17 protein-coding genes are annotated in these 14814 nt (G+C 67.1%); 9 read left to right on the top strand and 8 right to left on the bottom strand.

Translation table 11 applies throughout. The annotated features are described in order from the left end of the window. Nucleotides 1-12 precede the first annotated feature (12 nt). Complete coding sequence (locus tag ACAM57_RS10840) at nt 13-2010, bottom strand: DNA topoisomerase IV subunit B (protein ID WP_126021753.1); 1998 nt, start codon at nt 2008-2010, stop codon at nt 13-15. A gap of 156 nt (nt 2011-2166) precedes the next feature. Between ACAM57_RS10840 and ACAM57_RS10835 the strand changes: the two genes are divergently transcribed. The 6 genes from ACAM57_RS10835 (at nt 2167) to ACAM57_RS10810 (ending at nt 7121) form a co-directional block, all read left to right on the top strand. Further along, a complete protein-coding gene (locus tag ACAM57_RS10835) occupies nt 2167-3393 on the top strand; it encodes an MFS transporter (RefSeq protein WP_126021752.1) in 1227 nt (408 codons plus the stop codon). Between the two features lie 31 nt (nt 3394-3424). Next, nucleotides 3425-3565, top strand: coding sequence for a hypothetical protein (locus tag ACAM57_RS10830; protein ID WP_369661632.1), 141 nt, complete (start codon nt 3425-3427; stop codon nt 3563-3565). 11 nt (nt 3566-3576) lie between these two features. Continuing rightward, nucleotides 3577-4146, top strand: coding sequence for a class I SAM-dependent methyltransferase (locus ACAM57_RS10825; protein ID WP_369661631.1), 570 nt, complete (start codon nt 3577-3579; stop codon nt 4144-4146). 78 nt (nt 4147-4224) lie between these two features. After that, complete coding sequence (gene dapA / locus ACAM57_RS10820; RefSeq protein WP_126021750.1) at nt 4225-5115, top strand: 4-hydroxy-tetrahydrodipicolinate synthase; 891 nt, start codon at nt 4225-4227, stop codon at nt 5113-5115. A 144-nt stretch (nt 5116-5259) separates the two neighbouring features. Further along, on the top strand, nt 5260-6339 hold the full coding sequence (bamC, locus tag ACAM57_RS10815) for an outer membrane protein assembly factor BamC (RefSeq protein ID WP_184641295.1): 1080 nt from the start codon (nt 5260-5262) through the stop codon (nt 6337-6339). 5 nt (nt 6340-6344) lie between these two features. Next, nucleotides 6345-7121, top strand: a complete 777-nt coding sequence (locus tag ACAM57_RS10810; RefSeq protein WP_369661630.1) for an MBL fold metallo-hydrolase — start codon at nt 6345-6347, stop codon at nt 7119-7121. Nucleotides 7122-7200: 79 nt separating this feature from the next. Here the strand turns inward: ACAM57_RS10810 and ACAM57_RS10805 are convergent, their stop codons facing one another. From ACAM57_RS10805 to ACAM57_RS10795, 3 genes are all read right to left on the bottom strand, one after another. Continuing rightward, entirely contained in the window at nt 7201-7482 is a 282-nt protein-coding gene (locus tag ACAM57_RS10805; protein ID WP_019655983.1) for a hypothetical protein, read from the bottom strand. Between the two features lie 94 nt (nt 7483-7576). Further along, complete coding sequence (locus ACAM57_RS10800) at nt 7577-8080, bottom strand: hypothetical protein (protein ID WP_369661629.1); 504 nt, start codon at nt 8078-8080, stop codon at nt 7577-7579. Then, nucleotides 8070-9212, bottom strand: a complete 1143-nt coding sequence (locus ACAM57_RS10795; protein WP_369661628.1) for a cupin domain-containing protein — start codon at nt 9210-9212, stop codon at nt 8070-8072. The genes ACAM57_RS10800 and ACAM57_RS10795 overlap by 11 nt, the downstream gene beginning before the upstream one ends. A 14-nt stretch (nt 9213-9226) precedes the next feature. Between ACAM57_RS10795 and ACAM57_RS10790 the strand changes: the two genes are divergently transcribed. Further along, nucleotides 9227-9751, top strand: coding sequence for a peptidylprolyl isomerase (locus tag ACAM57_RS10790; protein ID WP_369661627.1), 525 nt, complete (start codon nt 9227-9229; stop codon nt 9749-9751). An 81-nt stretch (nt 9752-9832) separates the two neighbouring features. On the opposite strand, the gene ACAM57_RS10785 is transcribed toward ACAM57_RS10790, so the two are convergent. The 4 genes from ACAM57_RS10785 to coaBC all read right to left on the bottom strand — a co-directional run bounded on the left by ACAM57_RS10785 (nt 9833) and on the right by coaBC (nt 12647). Next, a complete protein-coding gene (locus ACAM57_RS10785) occupies nt 9833-10333 on the bottom strand; it encodes a glycine zipper 2TM domain-containing protein (protein WP_126021744.1) in 501 nt (166 codons plus the stop codon). Between the two features lie 183 nt (nt 10334-10516). Then, nucleotides 10517-10963, bottom strand: coding sequence for a dUTP diphosphatase (gene dut, locus ACAM57_RS10780; RefSeq protein ID WP_019655978.1), 447 nt, complete (start codon nt 10961-10963; stop codon nt 10517-10519). Continuing rightward, a complete protein-coding gene (locus tag ACAM57_RS10775) occupies nt 10963-11424 on the bottom strand; it encodes a hypothetical protein (protein ID WP_369661626.1) in 462 nt (153 codons plus the stop codon). Before ACAM57_RS10775 ends, dut begins: the two co-directional genes overlap by 1 nt. Then, nucleotides 11424-12647 carry a bifunctional phosphopantothenoylcysteine decarboxylase/phosphopantothenate--cysteine ligase CoaBC gene (gene coaBC, locus ACAM57_RS10770; protein WP_369661625.1) on the bottom strand — a complete coding sequence of 408 codons (1224 nt, stop codon included), beginning with the start codon at nt 12645-12647 and terminating at the stop codon, nt 11424-11426. The genes ACAM57_RS10775 and coaBC overlap by 1 nt, the downstream gene beginning before the upstream one ends. Before the next feature lie 195 nt (nt 12648-12842). On the opposite strand from coaBC, the gene ACAM57_RS10765 reads away from it, so the two are divergent. Further along, entirely contained in the window at nt 12843-14525 is a 1683-nt protein-coding gene (locus ACAM57_RS10765; RefSeq protein ID WP_184641301.1) for a CTP synthase, read from the top strand. After that, nucleotides 14522-14812 carry a DUF1330 domain-containing protein gene (locus ACAM57_RS10760; protein ID WP_369661624.1) on the top strand — a complete coding sequence of 97 codons (291 nt, stop codon included), beginning with the start codon at nt 14522-14524 and terminating at the stop codon, nt 14810-14812. The genes ACAM57_RS10765 and ACAM57_RS10760 overlap by 4 nt, the downstream gene beginning before the upstream one ends. Nucleotides 14813-14814: the final 2 nt, after the last annotated feature.

The raw sequence follows: 14814 nt of genomic DNA, 5'->3' as shown, positions 1-14814 counted from the left end.
GAGAAGGAAAAATCAGACGTCGATATCGACGTCATCGGCGCGCAACTCCATGAGCTCGCGCCGCGCCGCCGCTTCGCCCTTGCCCATCAGCTTGGTGATTTCGCCCTGGGTGGACGTGAAATCGAAGCGGCCCAATTGGACCTGCATCAGGCGCCGGGTGTCAGGATTGAGCGTGGTTTCCCACAATTGTTCCGCGCTCATTTCGCCCAGGCCCTTGAAGCGGCTGATGCTCCAGGCGCCCTCGCGCACGCCGTCCTTGCGGAGCTTGTCGAGCGTGGCGGTCAGTTCGCCTTCGTCCAGAGCATAGACCTTGGAGGCCGGTTTCTTGCCGCGCGCGGGGGCATCGACCCGGAACAATGGCGGCTTCGCGACATACACATGGCCGGCTTCGATGAGTTTCGGAAAGTGCCGGAAGAAAAGCGTGAGCAGCAGCACCTGGATGTGGGAGCCGTCCACGTCGGCATCGCTCAGGATGCAGATCTTGCCGTAGCGCAGGCCGCTGAGATCGGGCGAATCGCCGGGGCCGTGCGGGTCGACGCCGATGGCGACCGAGATGTCGTGGATTTCGGTGTTGGCGAAGAGCCGGTCGCGCTCCACCTCCCAGGTGTTGAGCACCTTGCCGCGCAGCGGCAGGATGGCCTGGCTTTCCTTGTCGCGGCCCATCTTGGCGCTGCCGCCGGCGGAGTCGCCCTCCACCAGGAAGACTTCGTTGTGGCTGGTGTCCTTGCTCTCGCAATCGGTCAGCTTGCCGGGCAAGACGGCCACACCAGAACCCTTGCGCTTCTCGACCTTCTGGCCGGCGCGCTGGCGGGTCTGGGCGGCCTTGATGGCCAGTTCGGCCAGCTTGCGGCCGTAGTCGACGTGCTGGTTGAGCCACAGCTCCAGCGCGGGGCGCACGAAGCTGGACACAAGGCGCACCGCGTCGCGCGAATTCAGGCGCTCCTTGATCTGGCCCTGGAACTGCGGGTCGAGCACCTTGGCGCTCAGCACGTACGAAGCGCGCGCGAACACGTCCTCGGGCAGCAGCTTCACGCCCTTGGGCAGCAGCGAGTGCAGCTCGATGAAGCTCTTCACCGCATTGAACAGGCCGTCGCGCAGGCCGCTTTCGTGCGTGCCGCCGGCGCTGGTGGGAATCAGGTTGACGTAGCTCTCGCGCACCGGCTGGCCTTCCTCGGTGAAGGCGACGGCCCAGTCGGCGCCCTCGCCTTCGGCGAAGTTGTCGGCGTTCTTGTCGGCATGGCCGCTACCCTCGAACAGCGGAATGACCGGGTCGCTGCTGAGCGTCTGCATCAGGTAGTCGCTCAGGCCGCCCTTGTAGAGCCACTGCTGCGTTTCCTTGGTCTTCTCGTTGACGAGCGTGACGCTCACGCCGGGCATCAGCACGGCCTTGCTGCGCAGCAGGTGGGTGAGTTCGCCCATGGGCAGTGCGGCGGTCTCGAAGTACTTGGCGTCGGGCCAGGCGCGAACCGTCGTGCCCTGCTTGCGCTCGCCGGATTCGAGCTTGCGGACCTCCAGCGCCTCGATCACGTCGCCGCCGCTGAAGGCCAGCTTCGCGACCGAGCCCTCGCGGTGCGTGGCCACTTCGAGCCGCTTCGACAGCGCGTTGGTCACCGACACGCCCACGCCATGCAGGCCGCCCGAGAAGCTGTAGGCGCCGCCCGAGCCCTTGTCGAACTTGCCGCCGGCATGCAGCCGGGTGTAGACCAGCTCGACCACGGGCGCCTTCTCTTCCGGATGCAGGCCGAAGGGAATGCCCCGGCCGTCGTCTTCAACACTGACCGAGCCGTCGGTGTGCAGCGTGACCTTGATCTTCTTGCCGTGACCCGCCAGCGCCTCGTCGGCGGCGTTGTCGAGCACTTCCTGGATGATGTGCAGCGGGTTGTCGGTGCGGGTGTACATGCCCGGGCGCTGCTTGACGGGCTCGAGGCCCTTGAGCACGCGGATGGAGCCTTCCGAATAGCCGGAGGAGGCGGACGATGAGCTGGGGGAAGTCTTGGGGGGAGTCGCCATGGGGGCGGATTGTAGTCAGTCGCCGTTCAAACAACTGGATGCCCATACAGCAGCGGCTTTGATGCGTCCACCGCATCGAAATGCGACCGATAAATCATCAATGGCTTTGGCCGACGTGCCACCTGCTGGAGCAGGCGAATAGTTACATTCGAAGTCATGCAATCCCCAGCCGCCCCCGCCCTCTCGGTCAAGCAAGTACTTTTCTGCGGGGCGATGATCGTCACGCTGTCGATGGGCATACGCCACGGCTTCGGCCTGTGGCTGCAGCCGATCACGCAGGCGCAGGACTGGAGCCGGCAGACCTTCTCGTTCGCGCTGGCGGTGCAGAACCTCTCCTGGGGCATCTTCGGCGTGTTCGCGGGCATGCTGGCCGACAGGTTCGGCGCGTTCCGGGTGCTGATCGGCGGCTCGCTCCTCTATGCGCTGGGGCTGTTCGGCATGGCGCATTCGCCGACGCCGCTGCTCTTCACGCTGAGCGCGGGCATCCTGATCGGCGCGGCGCAGGCGGGCTCCACCTACGCGGTGATCTACGGCGTGATCGGGCGGCAGATTCCGGCCGAACGGCGCTCCTGGGCGATGGGCGTGGCGGCGGCGGCCGGCTCGTTCGGGCAGTTCCTGATGGCGCCCATCGAGGGCCGGCTGATCGGCAGCCTGGGCTGGCAGACCGCGCTCGCGGTGGTGGCGGTACTGGCACTGGTGATCGTTCCCCTGGCCTTCGGGCTGCGCGAGCCGAAGACGGCGGCGCTGGCCGGCCACCGCGAGCAGTCGGTGATGCAGGCGGTGGGCGAGGCCTTCCGCTACCCGAGCTTCGGCCTGCTGATGGCGGGCTACTTCGTCTGCGGCTTCCAGCTGGCCTTCATCGGCATCCACATGCCGACCTACCTGCGCGACCGCAGCCTGCCGGCCGAGGTGGCGGGCTACGCGCTGGCGCTGATCGGCCTGTTCAACGTGTTTGGCACCTACACGGTGGGGCTGCTGGGGCAGAAGCTGGCCAAACGGAAGATCCTGGCGGCCATCTACTTCGCGCGGGCGGTATCGATCGCGCTCTTCCTGATGGCGCCGATCTCGCCGATGAGCGTGTACTTCTTCTCCGCGGCGATGGGCTTCCTGTGGCTGTCCACGGTACCGGCCACCAACGCCATCGTGGCGGGCATCTTCGGCGTGGCGCACCTTTCGATGCTCAGCGGCTTCGTGTTCCTGAGCCACCAGGTCGGCTCCTTCCTGGGCGTGTGGCTCGGGGGCTACCTGTACGACACCACGGGCAGCTACGACATCGTCTGGTACATCGCGATCGCGCTGGGCGTGTTCGCGGCGGTGGTCAACCTGCCGGTGAAGGAAAGCGCCATTCCGCGCGGTCCGCAGCCGGTGGGCGCCGCGGGCTGATCCGCAGCCGGTTTGCGTGTAAAACAGGGCCATGACTACCCGGATGCGCCATCACATCGTCCACGCAGGCTGGCTGGCCGCCGCGCTGGCGGTGCTGGGCGGCGTGTTCGCGCTGTACGTTCATCCGGACTTCCTGGTGACGCTGGTCGACCAGATCTGGTCCTGCTTCTGAGCCTCATTGCTATGAAAGAAATAGCGCCGATGCACGGCCTGGGTGCACCTTCCGAATGGATCGTCCGGTGGTCGCACCTGCTTGCGACCGGCGCGTCGGTGCTGGACGTGGCCTGCGGCGCCGGGCGGCACATGAAGTGGTTCGCCGGACGCGGGCACGCGGTCACCGGCGTCGACCGCTCTCCCGAGGCTGTCGAGGCGGCAAGCACGTTCGGCAAGGTGATCGAGGCCGACATCGAATCCGGTTCCTGGCCCTTCTCCGGCCGGGCCTTCGGTGCCGTGGTCGTCACCAACTACCTCTGGCGCCCGCGCATGGCCGACATCGTTGCCGCCGTGGCGCCGGGCGGCGTGCTGCTCTACGAGACCTTCGCCACGGGCAACGAAACCGTCGGCAAGCCCTCGCGGCCCGACTTCCTGCTGCAGCCGGGCGAACTGCTGACGGCCTGCGCCGGACTGAGCGTGGTGGCCTACGAGGACGGGTTCATCGCGCAGCCGGAGCGCTTCGTGCAGCGCATCGCGGCCGTTCGCCCGCCCGCGGCCGATTCCGGTCTGCCGGCGCGCCGCTTCCTTAAGGGAAACTAAGGGGCCCGGGGCCGCTGTCTGGCGGGGCGCCGGAGTAAGTAGAATCGGCGCTTTCGTCCACCGACAAAGAGATTCCCCTTGGAGCAACTGACAGGCAGCATCGTCGCGCTCGTCACGCCGATGCACGACGACGGCAGTGTCGACTACCCCGCCCTGCGGCGACTCATCGACTGGCACATCGAAGAAGGCACCGACTGCCTGGGCGTGGTCGGCACCACCGGCGAATCGCCGACGGTCGATGTCGAGGAGCACTGCGAAATCATCCGCGTCTCGGTCGAGCAGGCCAAGGGTCGCGTGCCCGTGATGGCCGGCTGCGGCGCGAACTCCACCAAGGAAGCCATCGAGCTCGCCAAGTTCGCCAAGGGCGTGGGCGCCGACTCGCAGCTCCAGGTCGTGCCCTACTACAACAAGCCCACGCAAGAGGGCCAGTACCAGCACTTCAAGGCCATCGCCGAGGCCGTGGGCGACCTGCCCATCGTGCTGTACAACGTGCCCGGCCGCACCGTCGCCGATATGGCGCACGACACCGTGCTGCGCCTGGCGCAGGTGCCCGGCATCATCGGCATCAAGGAAGCCACCGGCAACATCGAGCGGGCCCAGTGGCTCATCCGCGAAGTGCCGAAGAACTTCGCCGTCTATTCCGGCGACGACCCGACCGCGGTCGCGCTCATGCTCTGCGGCGGCCAGGGCAACATCAGCGTCACGGCCAACATCGCGCCGCGCAAGATGCACGAGCTGTGCGTCGCCGCGCTGGCGGGCGACGTGAAGCGCGCCATGCAGATCCAGTTCGAGCTCATGCCGCTGCACCGCAACCTGTTCGTCGAGCCCAACCCGATCCCGCTGAAGTGGGCGATGGCACGGCTCGGCCTGTGTGGCGGCGCGCTGCGCCTGCCGCTCACCGAACTCGGCGAAGCGAGCCGCCCCGCGGTCGAAGGCGCCCTGCGCGCCACCGGCCTGCTGAAGGGCTGAGCACTCCTCTCCAGCACGTCCCGGACCTGCCTTTCCCCTGGCCACAGCAAGGTTAAGCAACCTTTTGCCCGAACCGCGCTCAGAGATGGCGGCGGGCACTGCGGCCCCTAGATTGACCGAACCATTCCAACAAGGAAGACGACGTTGAAGAACCTTTCGCGACTTGCACTGCTGGCCCTCGTTGCCAGCCTCGCCGCCTGCTCCGTCCTCGAGAGCGACAAGATCGACTACAAGAGCGCAGGCAAGGCCCCGACGCTCGAAGTCCCGCCCGATCTCTCCCAGCTTTCGCGCGACAACCGCTACGCCATCCCCGGCGGCGCCGTGAGCGCAAACTCGTACCAGGCAGGCATTGCCAACGCGCCCGGCGTCCCCACCGCGGTGGCCAACATCGGCGACGTGCGCATGGAGCGCTCGGGCACGCAGCGCTGGATCGTGGTCAATCGCACGCCCGACCAGCTCTGGGACCCGGTGAAGGACTTCTGGCAGGAAAACGGCTTCCTGCTGACCACCGACCAGCGCAACCTGGGCATCATGGAAACCGACTGGGCCGAGAACCGCGCCAAGCTGCCGCAGGACATCATCCGCGGCACGCTGGGCAAGCTGGTCGACTCGGTCTACTCCACCGGCGAGCTCGACCGCTTCCGCACCCGCCTGGAGCGCACCACCACCGGCACCGAGATCTTCATCAGCCATCGCGGCATGCAGGAGGTCTACAACAACTCCCGCCAGGACCAGACCGTGTGGCAGCCGCGCCCCAGCGATCCTGAGCTCGAGACCGAATTCCTGCGCCGCCTGATGGTCAAGCTCGGCGTGTCGCAGGAGCAGTCGAAGATCCTGGCCGCGACCACCGCGACGCCCAAGACCGCCACCATCGCCAAGGTCGGCAACCAGCCGGTCGTGCAGATCAGCGAAGGCTTCGACCGCGCATGGCGCCGCGTCGGCCTCGCGCTCGATCGCACCGGCTTCACCGTGGAAGACCGCGACCGCAGCGCCGGCGTCTACTACGTGCGCTACGTGCCGCCGAACCCCGACAAGAAGGAGCCCGGCTTCTTCGGCAAGCTGTTCGGTGGCTCGAGCAAGGCCGAGGCGCCCGCGAAGTTCCGCATCTCGGTCAAGAGCCAGGGTGAATCGACCACGGTGTCGGTGCTCAACGAAGCCGGCGCACCCGAAACCTCGGTCAACGCCGAGCGCATCGTCAAGGTCATCGCCGACGACCTGAGATAACCCGCATGCTCCGCTTCCGAAGCCTCGGCAGCGGCAGCACGGGCAACGCCGCGCTGGTCGAGACGACCAGCGCCGGCCGCACCTCCCGCCTCCTCGTCGACTGCGGCTTCGGCCTCAAGCAGCTCGACCTGCGCCTGGCCCAGGCAGGCCTTGCAGCCAGCGACATCGACGCGGTCTTCGTGACCCACGAGCACGGCGACCACATCGGCTGCGCCCATTCGCTGTCGCGGCGCAATCGCATTCCAGTCTGGATGAGCGAAGGCACGTGGCTCGCCACAGGCGGGCGCGACTTCGAGGGCCTGCTGCACCTCGCGCGCGACGATGCCGAGTTCAGGGTCGGCGACCTCTGCGTGCAGCCCTTCACCGTTCCGCACGATGCGCGCGAACCGCTGCAATTGCGCTGTACCGACGGCAATCGCACGCTGGGTGTGCTGACCGACCTGGGCCATGCAACGACGCACGTGCTGACCCGGCTGGCCGGCGTGCATTCGCTGCTGCTGGAGTTCAACCATGACAGCGAGCTGCTCGCGAACTCGAGCTACCCGCCCTTCCTCAAGCACCGCGTGGGCGGCAACTACGGGCACCTGTCGAACACCGCCGCGGCCGAGATCGCACGCGCGCTGGTGCACGACGGCATGCGGCACGTGGTCGCGGCGCACCTGAGCGAGCAGAACAACCGGCCCGAGATCGTGCGGCGCCTCATGGCCGAAGCGCTGGGCGGCAACGAGTCGGAGATGCTGACGGCCACGGCCAGCGCAGGCTCGCCCTGGCTCGACGTCTGAGCGCCAGGGCCCTCACGCTCTCCTAAGAAAAAAAGCCGCCTCATGGCGGCTTTTTCATGGCTGATGCAGCGCTTGCTGCTTACTGCTTCGGCGCTTCATTCTTCTTCGCGGCCTCGGTGGCTGCGTTCGCGGCATCGAGCGCCGACTGCGAGCCCGAAGAAGGCGCGGTCGACGACGAGGACGATGCGCCCGGATCGGCCGATGGCGCGGGAGCGGGAGCAGCGGGCGCGGGTGCGGGTTCAGTCACGGGCGCAGGAGGCGGCGTCACGACAGCCGGCGCTGCATCCTCCTTCTTGCCGCAGGCGACGAGCGCGGCAGCGGCAATCAGAGAGGCGATCAGGACGGACGATGACTTCTTCATGGAATCTCCTTTGGCAATGAAGGTCTGGAACGAAAAAATTCTAGACCTGCATATCCGCCTGAATATGTCTCGCGGCCGCATTCGCGGCATTGGCTTACAAGCCGAGTGTCGATGCCGGAAACGCGGGCCGGCCCATGCGCCAGCACTCTTCGATGGCCTCGCGCAATTCGCTGCGCGCGCGTGCGTCTGCGCCGCTCACGCCCCTGCTTCGTTCTGGGTCGATTCGATGCGCGAACCATGAAGGCGTCCAGATGGCGCTCGGCACTTCCATGCCCGATGCCTTGCCTGCGGCCCTGCATTCGATGATGTGGTCCCACATGCGGCGCCATGCGACGAAGCGCGCATGGCCGCGTTCGAGAATGTCGTAGCGCCGCGCGAGCAGCATCAGGCGGCGGCCGCTCGCGGCCCAGGCCTGCAATGCCTCGATGACCGCGCGCTCGCCGAGGGGCCAGTCGGCGAAATCGGGGTCGCTGAAGACGATCTCCTTCCAGCCTTCGCGCGCCGCGGCCGAGAGTGCGTTGCGCAGGAGCACGTCGAAGGCCTCCCGGCCATCGAAGCGGCCCTCGGGCAATGACGGGCGGGGCGCCTCATCCGGCATGGAGCCACCCTGCTTCGCACCACTCGCCCAGCAGCGCAAGAGCGCCTTCGCTCGCTCGCGAGAGTTCGCGCGCGCCGAGCTCGCGGCGGTCGGCCAGCTTGCGCATCAGCGTCGCATCGGCGCCGCCCGCGCGAAAGCTCTCGCCGTTGATGTAGATGTGCCGCGCGTCGTAGAGCATGCGCGTGCGGCGGTCGAGCTTCACGTGCTGCATGGCCGCTGGTGCCTCACCGCTTTCATCGAACCAGACATTCGCCTTGGGCTCGGTGAGCGACTCGCCAAGGGCACGGTCGATGGCATCGGCATCGCGCAGCGCCGCCTCGATGGCCTTGCGCGCGAAACCCTGCAGGGCCGCGGGCATCGCGGCGGGCGCATCGACGGCGGGCTGCGTCGGATCGCGGTACCGCGCGAGTTCGGTCGGGCCCGCGTCTTCCAGGTCTTCCGCATAGGCCTGCGCCATGCGCGCCAGCAGGTCGGCACCCAGCTCGCCCAGGGCCGACGAGCGCAGGCCGATGGAATACGTCATGCAGTCGCCGCCCACGGCCACGCCGTCGTGGGCGTATCGCGGAGGCAGGTAGAGCATGTCGCCGGGCCCGAGCACGAAGCTCTGCTCGGGCTCGAAGTTCTCGAGGATCTTCAGCGGCAGGCCCTGCTGCAGCCGCAGGTCGCTCTGCTTGCCGATGGACCAGCGCCGGCGCCCGTGCGCCTGCAGCAGGAACACGTCGTAGCTGTCGAAGTGCGCGCCGACGCCACCGGTATCGCTTGCGTAGCTGATCATGAGGTCGTCGAGGCGCGCGTCGGGCAGGAAGCGGAACTGCCGCATCAGCTCGTGCACGCCCTCGTGGTGCAGGTCGACGCCCTGCACCAGCAGCGTCCATGCCGGCTGCTTCAGCGACGGCAGGGCGCGGCGGGCAAGGGGGCCGTGCTTGAGCGACCAGCCGGCCTTGCCGTGGCGGATGAGGCGCGATTCGACGTCCTCACGCTCGGCCAGGGCGAACAACTCGGAACGCTCGATCGGTGGCACCATCGCGGGTATCGCCTGCCGCACGAGCAAGGGTTTTTTCTGCCAGTGCCGCCGCATGAACTGCGCGGCGCTCAGGCCGCCCAGCAGGGGCAGCGGTTTGTTGATCTCCATGGGAGAATTCTGCAATGGAAATCTCTGAACAATGCGTGGTCGGCCTGACCTGGACGATGAAAGACACGCTCGGCGACGTGCTTGATGTGCTCGACGAGCCTGTCGAATTCCTGGTCGGCGGCGACGATCTCTTCGACGTGATCGAAGCGGCCCTGCAGGGCCATGAACCCGGCGCCCGGGTGCAACTGCAGATCGAGCCCGAACAGGGCTTCGGCGACTTCAACGACCAGTTGCTCTTCCTGGAGCCCCGCTCGCTCTTCCCCGAAGGCACCGAGGAAGGCATGACCTTCGACGGCTCCGCACTGCCCAAGGGCGTGAATGCCGACATTCCGAAGGACACGATCTACACCGTGGCCGAGATCTATCCCGACCACCTGGTGCTCGACGGCAACCATCCGCTGGCGGGCATCGCGATCCGGCTCGACATCACCGTGCGTTCCGTGCGCGAGGCTACCGAGGAAGAAGTGGGACGCGGCACGGCGGGCACGGGCTTTTTCAAGGTCGCTCCGATGGCGCCGGGCAACCAGACGCTGCACTGACGCGCCGAATCCGGCCGGAGGCTGCGCATACGAAAAAAGCCGGGCGATGCCCGGCTTTTTCACGTCTGAAACAAGCGCGGCTTACATCCGCGAGATCTGGCCGTTGTCGATGCGCACGCGGTCGCCGATGCGCAGGTCGCCGGGGCTCTGCACGTCGAAGGCGCGATAGCCGCCGCGGTCGGTCTGCACCGAGACGCGGTACATCTCGTAGACGCGCGGACCGTTCTGCTGCGCCTCGATGGTGTTGCCCAGCAGGGCACCGCCCACGATGCCCAGCGCGGTCGCCGCGGCACGGCCATTGCCCCGGCCGAACTGGTTGCCCACCACGCCGCCGATGACGCCACCGGCGACGGCACCGCCGCCCGTGGTGCCGGTGCCGGCGGTTTCGCTGCGCAGCACCTCGATGTTGGCCACGTGGCCGTACTCGACGTAGGAAGCTTCCTGGTAGGGAATGGCCTGCGGAGGCGCCTGGTAGGGATAGCGCGAGGTCTGGTAGACCGGCGCCGGTGCCACGCATGCCGTGAGCGTGGCCACGGCCAGCACGGAAGCGGTGACGGAAACAAAGCGCATTGAGATCTTCATGTTGGAGGCTCCTCGGAAAGAACGATGCAAGGATGATGAATGCATGCACCCTGCGTGTGCCTGACTAACGCCGCAGCATCGGCCGCGATGACGCCGTTCACACACTGAAACCTTCGAGGCCGTACGGCCCGGGCCGGTTCCGCTCTTTACCGCCCGGACACTCAGCCGATCTTCAGGATTCGCTCAATGTTTGCCGGTGGAGCCGTAGCCGCCCTCGCCTCGTTGCGTGGGTGCAAATTCTGTGACCACTCGAAACTGCGCCTGCACCACCGGCACGATCACCAGCTGCGCCAGCCGCTCCATCGGGTTCAGCACGAAGGGCGTGTCGCTGCGGTTCCAGGCGCTGATCTTCAGCTCGCCCTGGTAGTCGCTGTCGATCAGGCCGACGAGGTTGCCCAGCACGATGCCGTGCTTGTGGCCCAGCCCCGAGCGCGGAAGGATCAGCGCCGCATAGGCCGGGTCGGCCAGATGGATGGCGATGCCGGTGCCCACCAGCTGCCAGCCGTTGGGCTCCAGCGTGATGGGGGCATCGAGGCAGGCTCGCAGGTCGAGGCCGGCGCTTCCGGGGGTGGCGTATGCGGGCAATTGATCCACCATGCGCGGATCGAGGATGCGGACGTCGACTTTCACTAGTTATTGCCTTGCTTCTGTTGCTGTTCTCTTTGCTTTCGGGCCGCTTCTTCCAGCACCTGCTGCCACTTGGCAACGCCAGGTGTGAGCTTCAGGCCCTTCAATTTCCTGCCGAACCAGGCGGCCAGCGCCGCCAGGACGATCAGCACGCCGAACGGCACGCCCGCGGCCCAGAGCACGAGGAACGCCACCGCGCCGAAGATGCCCAGCACCTTGAGCAGCGCCGGATCGAAGGAGCCAGGCTGCTTCCTGGGCACTTCGCCGTTGGGGAGCTCGGCGCGTTGCATCGCGGCGGTGACGGGCCCCTGCGCCTGCGGACCGGAGGTCGGCGTCATGCCGATGTCCAACCCGTGCTCGCCGGGCGCTGCGGCGGTCCGCTTCGGCAGCGCCGCCTGCGCGGACAGCCGCTCCACATAGCGGGCGAAATCGCCATTCGGCGGTGTGTTCCATTGGGGATTCATCAGACCCTCCAGTCGGGAAGACGCGCTGCGATCTCGGTCATGAGCTCGCGCGCCAGCGTGAGCTTGGGGGCGCGCGGGAGCTCGCGCACGCCGTTGGCGTCCACCAGCAGCAGCGCGTTGTCGTCCTGGCCGAAGGTCAGCGGGCCGATATTGCCCACCAGCAGCGGGATGCCCTTGCGCTCGCGCTTGGCCTTGGCGTGTTCGGCGAGGTTCTCGCTCTCGGCGGCGAAGCCCACGCAGAAGAGCTTCTTCGACTGCGCCCGCTCGCTCTTCGCGACGGAAAGGAGGATGTCCGGGTTTTCGGTGAAGTTCAGCACCGGCGTCCTGCCGCTGCCGTCCTTCTTGATCTTCTGCTCGCTCTGGCTGGCTGGGCGCCAGTCGGCAACTGCAGCCGTAGCTACGAAAATGCTAGCACTCTGGGCTGCGCGGGTGGTCGCTTCGAGCATGTCCAGTGCGGAGAGCACGTCGACGCGCGTCACGCCGCGCGGCGTGGGCAGGTGCACGGGCCCGGCCACCAGCGTGACTTCGGCGCCCGCCTCGCGGGCCGCGCGAGCAATGGCAAAGCCCATCTTGCCCGACGAATGGTTGGTGATGCCGCGGATCGGGTCGAGCGCCTCGAAGGTCGGGCCGGCCGTGACCAGCACCTTCTGCCCCGCCAGCAGCTTGGGGCTGAAGAAGGCCGTGATGTCCTCCAGCAGCTGCGCCGGCTCCAGCATGCGGCCATCGCCGGTCTCGCCGCAGGCCTGCCAGCCGCTGCCCACGCCTAGCACCGTCGCGCCGTCGGCCGCAACCTGCATGAGGTTGCGCTGCGTGGCCGGATGGGCCCACATCTCGCGGTTCATGGCCGGGGCGATCAGCAGCGGGATGCGGTCCATCGGGCGAGCCAGGCACATCAGGCTCAGCAGGTCGTCGGAGCGGCCTTGCACCAGCCGGGCGATGAAGTCGGCGCTGCAGGGCGCCAGCACGATCGCATCCGCCTCGCGGCTCAGGTTGATGTGCGGCATGTTGTTGGGCTCGCGGGTGTCCCACTGCGAGGTGTAGACGGTTCGCCCCGAGAGCGCCTGCATGGTGACGGGGGTGATGAACTGCTCCGCTGCCTCGGTCATCACGACCTGGACGGTCGCCCCCGCCTTGACGAACAGCCGGCACAGCTCGGCCGACTTGTAGCAGGCGATGCCTCCGGTGAGGCCCAGGACGATGTGTTTGCCGGCGAGGTCTTGCATGGGCTGTATTGTTGCTCACCCCCAGGCTTCGCACTTCGTGTCTTCGCCTCCCCCCCGACCGGGGGCGGGCCGGCCGCTTCGGGCGGCCGTGCGCGGCGGCCCCCACGAAAGATGCCCTTCTCGAAAGGTGTCGCGAAGGGCACACCTATAATCGCAATTTCCCACTGCCCGGATTCACAAGCGTCCGGAACTGGCATGACCAAATTTGTCTTCGTCACCGGTGGTGTCGTTTCTTCCCTTGGCAAGGGAATCGCCTCCGCCTCGCTCGCCGCGATCCTCGAATCGCGCGGCCTCCAAGTCACCCTCATCAAGCTCGATCCGTACATCAATGTCGACCCCGGCACGATGTCGCCCTTCCAGCATGGTGAAGTGTTCGTCACCGATGACGGCGCGGAGACCGACCTCGACCTCGGCCACTACGAGCGCTTCATCAACACGCGGATGCGCAAGGCCAACAACTTCACGACCGGCCAGATCTACAAGACCGTGCTCGAGAAGGAACGCCGCGGCGACTACCTCGGCAAGACCGTGCAGGTGATCCCGCACATCACCAACGAAATCCAGGAATACATCAAGCGCGGCGCCGGCATCGGCACGGCGCACGAGGTGGACGTGGCCATCGTCGAGATCGGCGGCACCGTGGGCGACATCGAGTCGCTGCCCTTCCTGGAGGCCGTTCGCCAGATGAGCCTGCGCATGGGCCCGAACAACTCGGCCTTCGTGCACCTGAGCTACGTGCCCTGGATCGCCGCCGCCGGCGAGCTCAAGACCAAGCCCACCCAGCACACGGCGCAGAAGCTGCGCGAGATCGGCATCCAGGCCGACGCCCTGCTGTGCCGTGCCGACCGCCGCATCCCCGACGACGAGCGCGCCAAGATCTCGCTCTTCTCGAACGTGCCCGAATGGGGCGTTATCTCCATGTGGGACGTGGACACCATCTACAAGGTGCCCCGCATGCTGCACGAGCAGGGCCTGGACGGCCTGATCTGCGACAAGCTGCGCATCAACACCCCGCCCGCCAAGCTGCAGCGCTGGGACGAGCTGGTCTACGAGGTCGAGCATCCGCAGAAGGAAGTCTCGATCGCCATGGTCGGCAAGTACGTCGACCTGTCGGACAGCTACAAGTCGCTCAACGAGGCGCTGCGCCATGCCGGCATGAAGAACCATGCCCGCGTGAAGATCGACTACATCGACTCCGAGACCATCTCGCCGCAGGACGTCTCGCGCCTGGCCAAGTACGACGCCATCCTGGTGCCCGGCGGCTTCGGCCAGCGCGGCGTGGAAGGCAAGATCTCGGCCGCGCGCTTCGCCCGCGAGGGCAAGGTGCCCTACCTCGGCATCTGCCTGGGCATGCAGGTGGCCACCATCGAATACGCCCGCCACGTGGCCGGCCTGAAGAACGCCAACAGCACCGAGTTCGACCCCGAGACGCCCACCCCCGTGATCGCGCTGATCACCGAGTGGAAGGACGCCGACGGCACCGTGAAGATCCGCGACGAGAAGTCCGACCTCGGCGGCACCATGCGCCTGGGCGCGCAGAGCTCCGACGTGGCTCCGGGCACGCTGGCCCACAGCATCTACGGCGACGTGGTCACCGAACGCCACCGCCACCGCTACGAAGCCAACGTGAACTACCTCGACGAGCTGCGCAAGGCCGGCCTCGTGATCTCCGCCCTCACCCAGCGCGAGCACCTGACCGAAATCGTCGAGCTGCCGCAGGACGTGCACCCGTGGTTCATGGGCGTGCAGTTCCACCCCGAGTTCAAGTCGACTCCGTGGGGCGGCCACCCGCTCTTCAACGCCTTCATCAAGGCCGCGCTCGAGCACAAGGAAAAGGGTTCGGGCAGCACCAACAAGACGCTGAAGGCGGTTGCATGAGCAGCGGCTACGTCATCGCCCACGTCGAGGTGAGCAACCCGACGCAGTACGAGGAATACAAGAAGTGGTCGACCGTCGCCATGCAGGCGCACGGCGCCGAGGTGTGCGTGCGCGGCGGCCAGGTGCAGCCGCTGGAGGGCGACTGGAAGCCCACGCGCATCGTCATCCTCAAGTTCCCCAGCTTCGAGAAGGCGAAGGCCTTCTACGAGACGCCCGAGTACCTCAAGGCGCGCGAGGCGCGTGCCGGCGCCGCGATCATGAACATGATCGCCGTCGAGGGCCTCTGATC

Origin of the sequence: Variovorax sp. V15 (assembly GCF_041154425.1) — a bacterium.
Lineage (GTDB): Bacteria > Pseudomonadota > Gammaproteobacteria > Burkholderiales > Burkholderiaceae_C > Variovorax > Variovorax guangxiensis.
The sequence above is the reverse complement of the archived record's forward strand: the minus strand, read 5'-3'. Positions and strand labels throughout refer to the sequence as shown.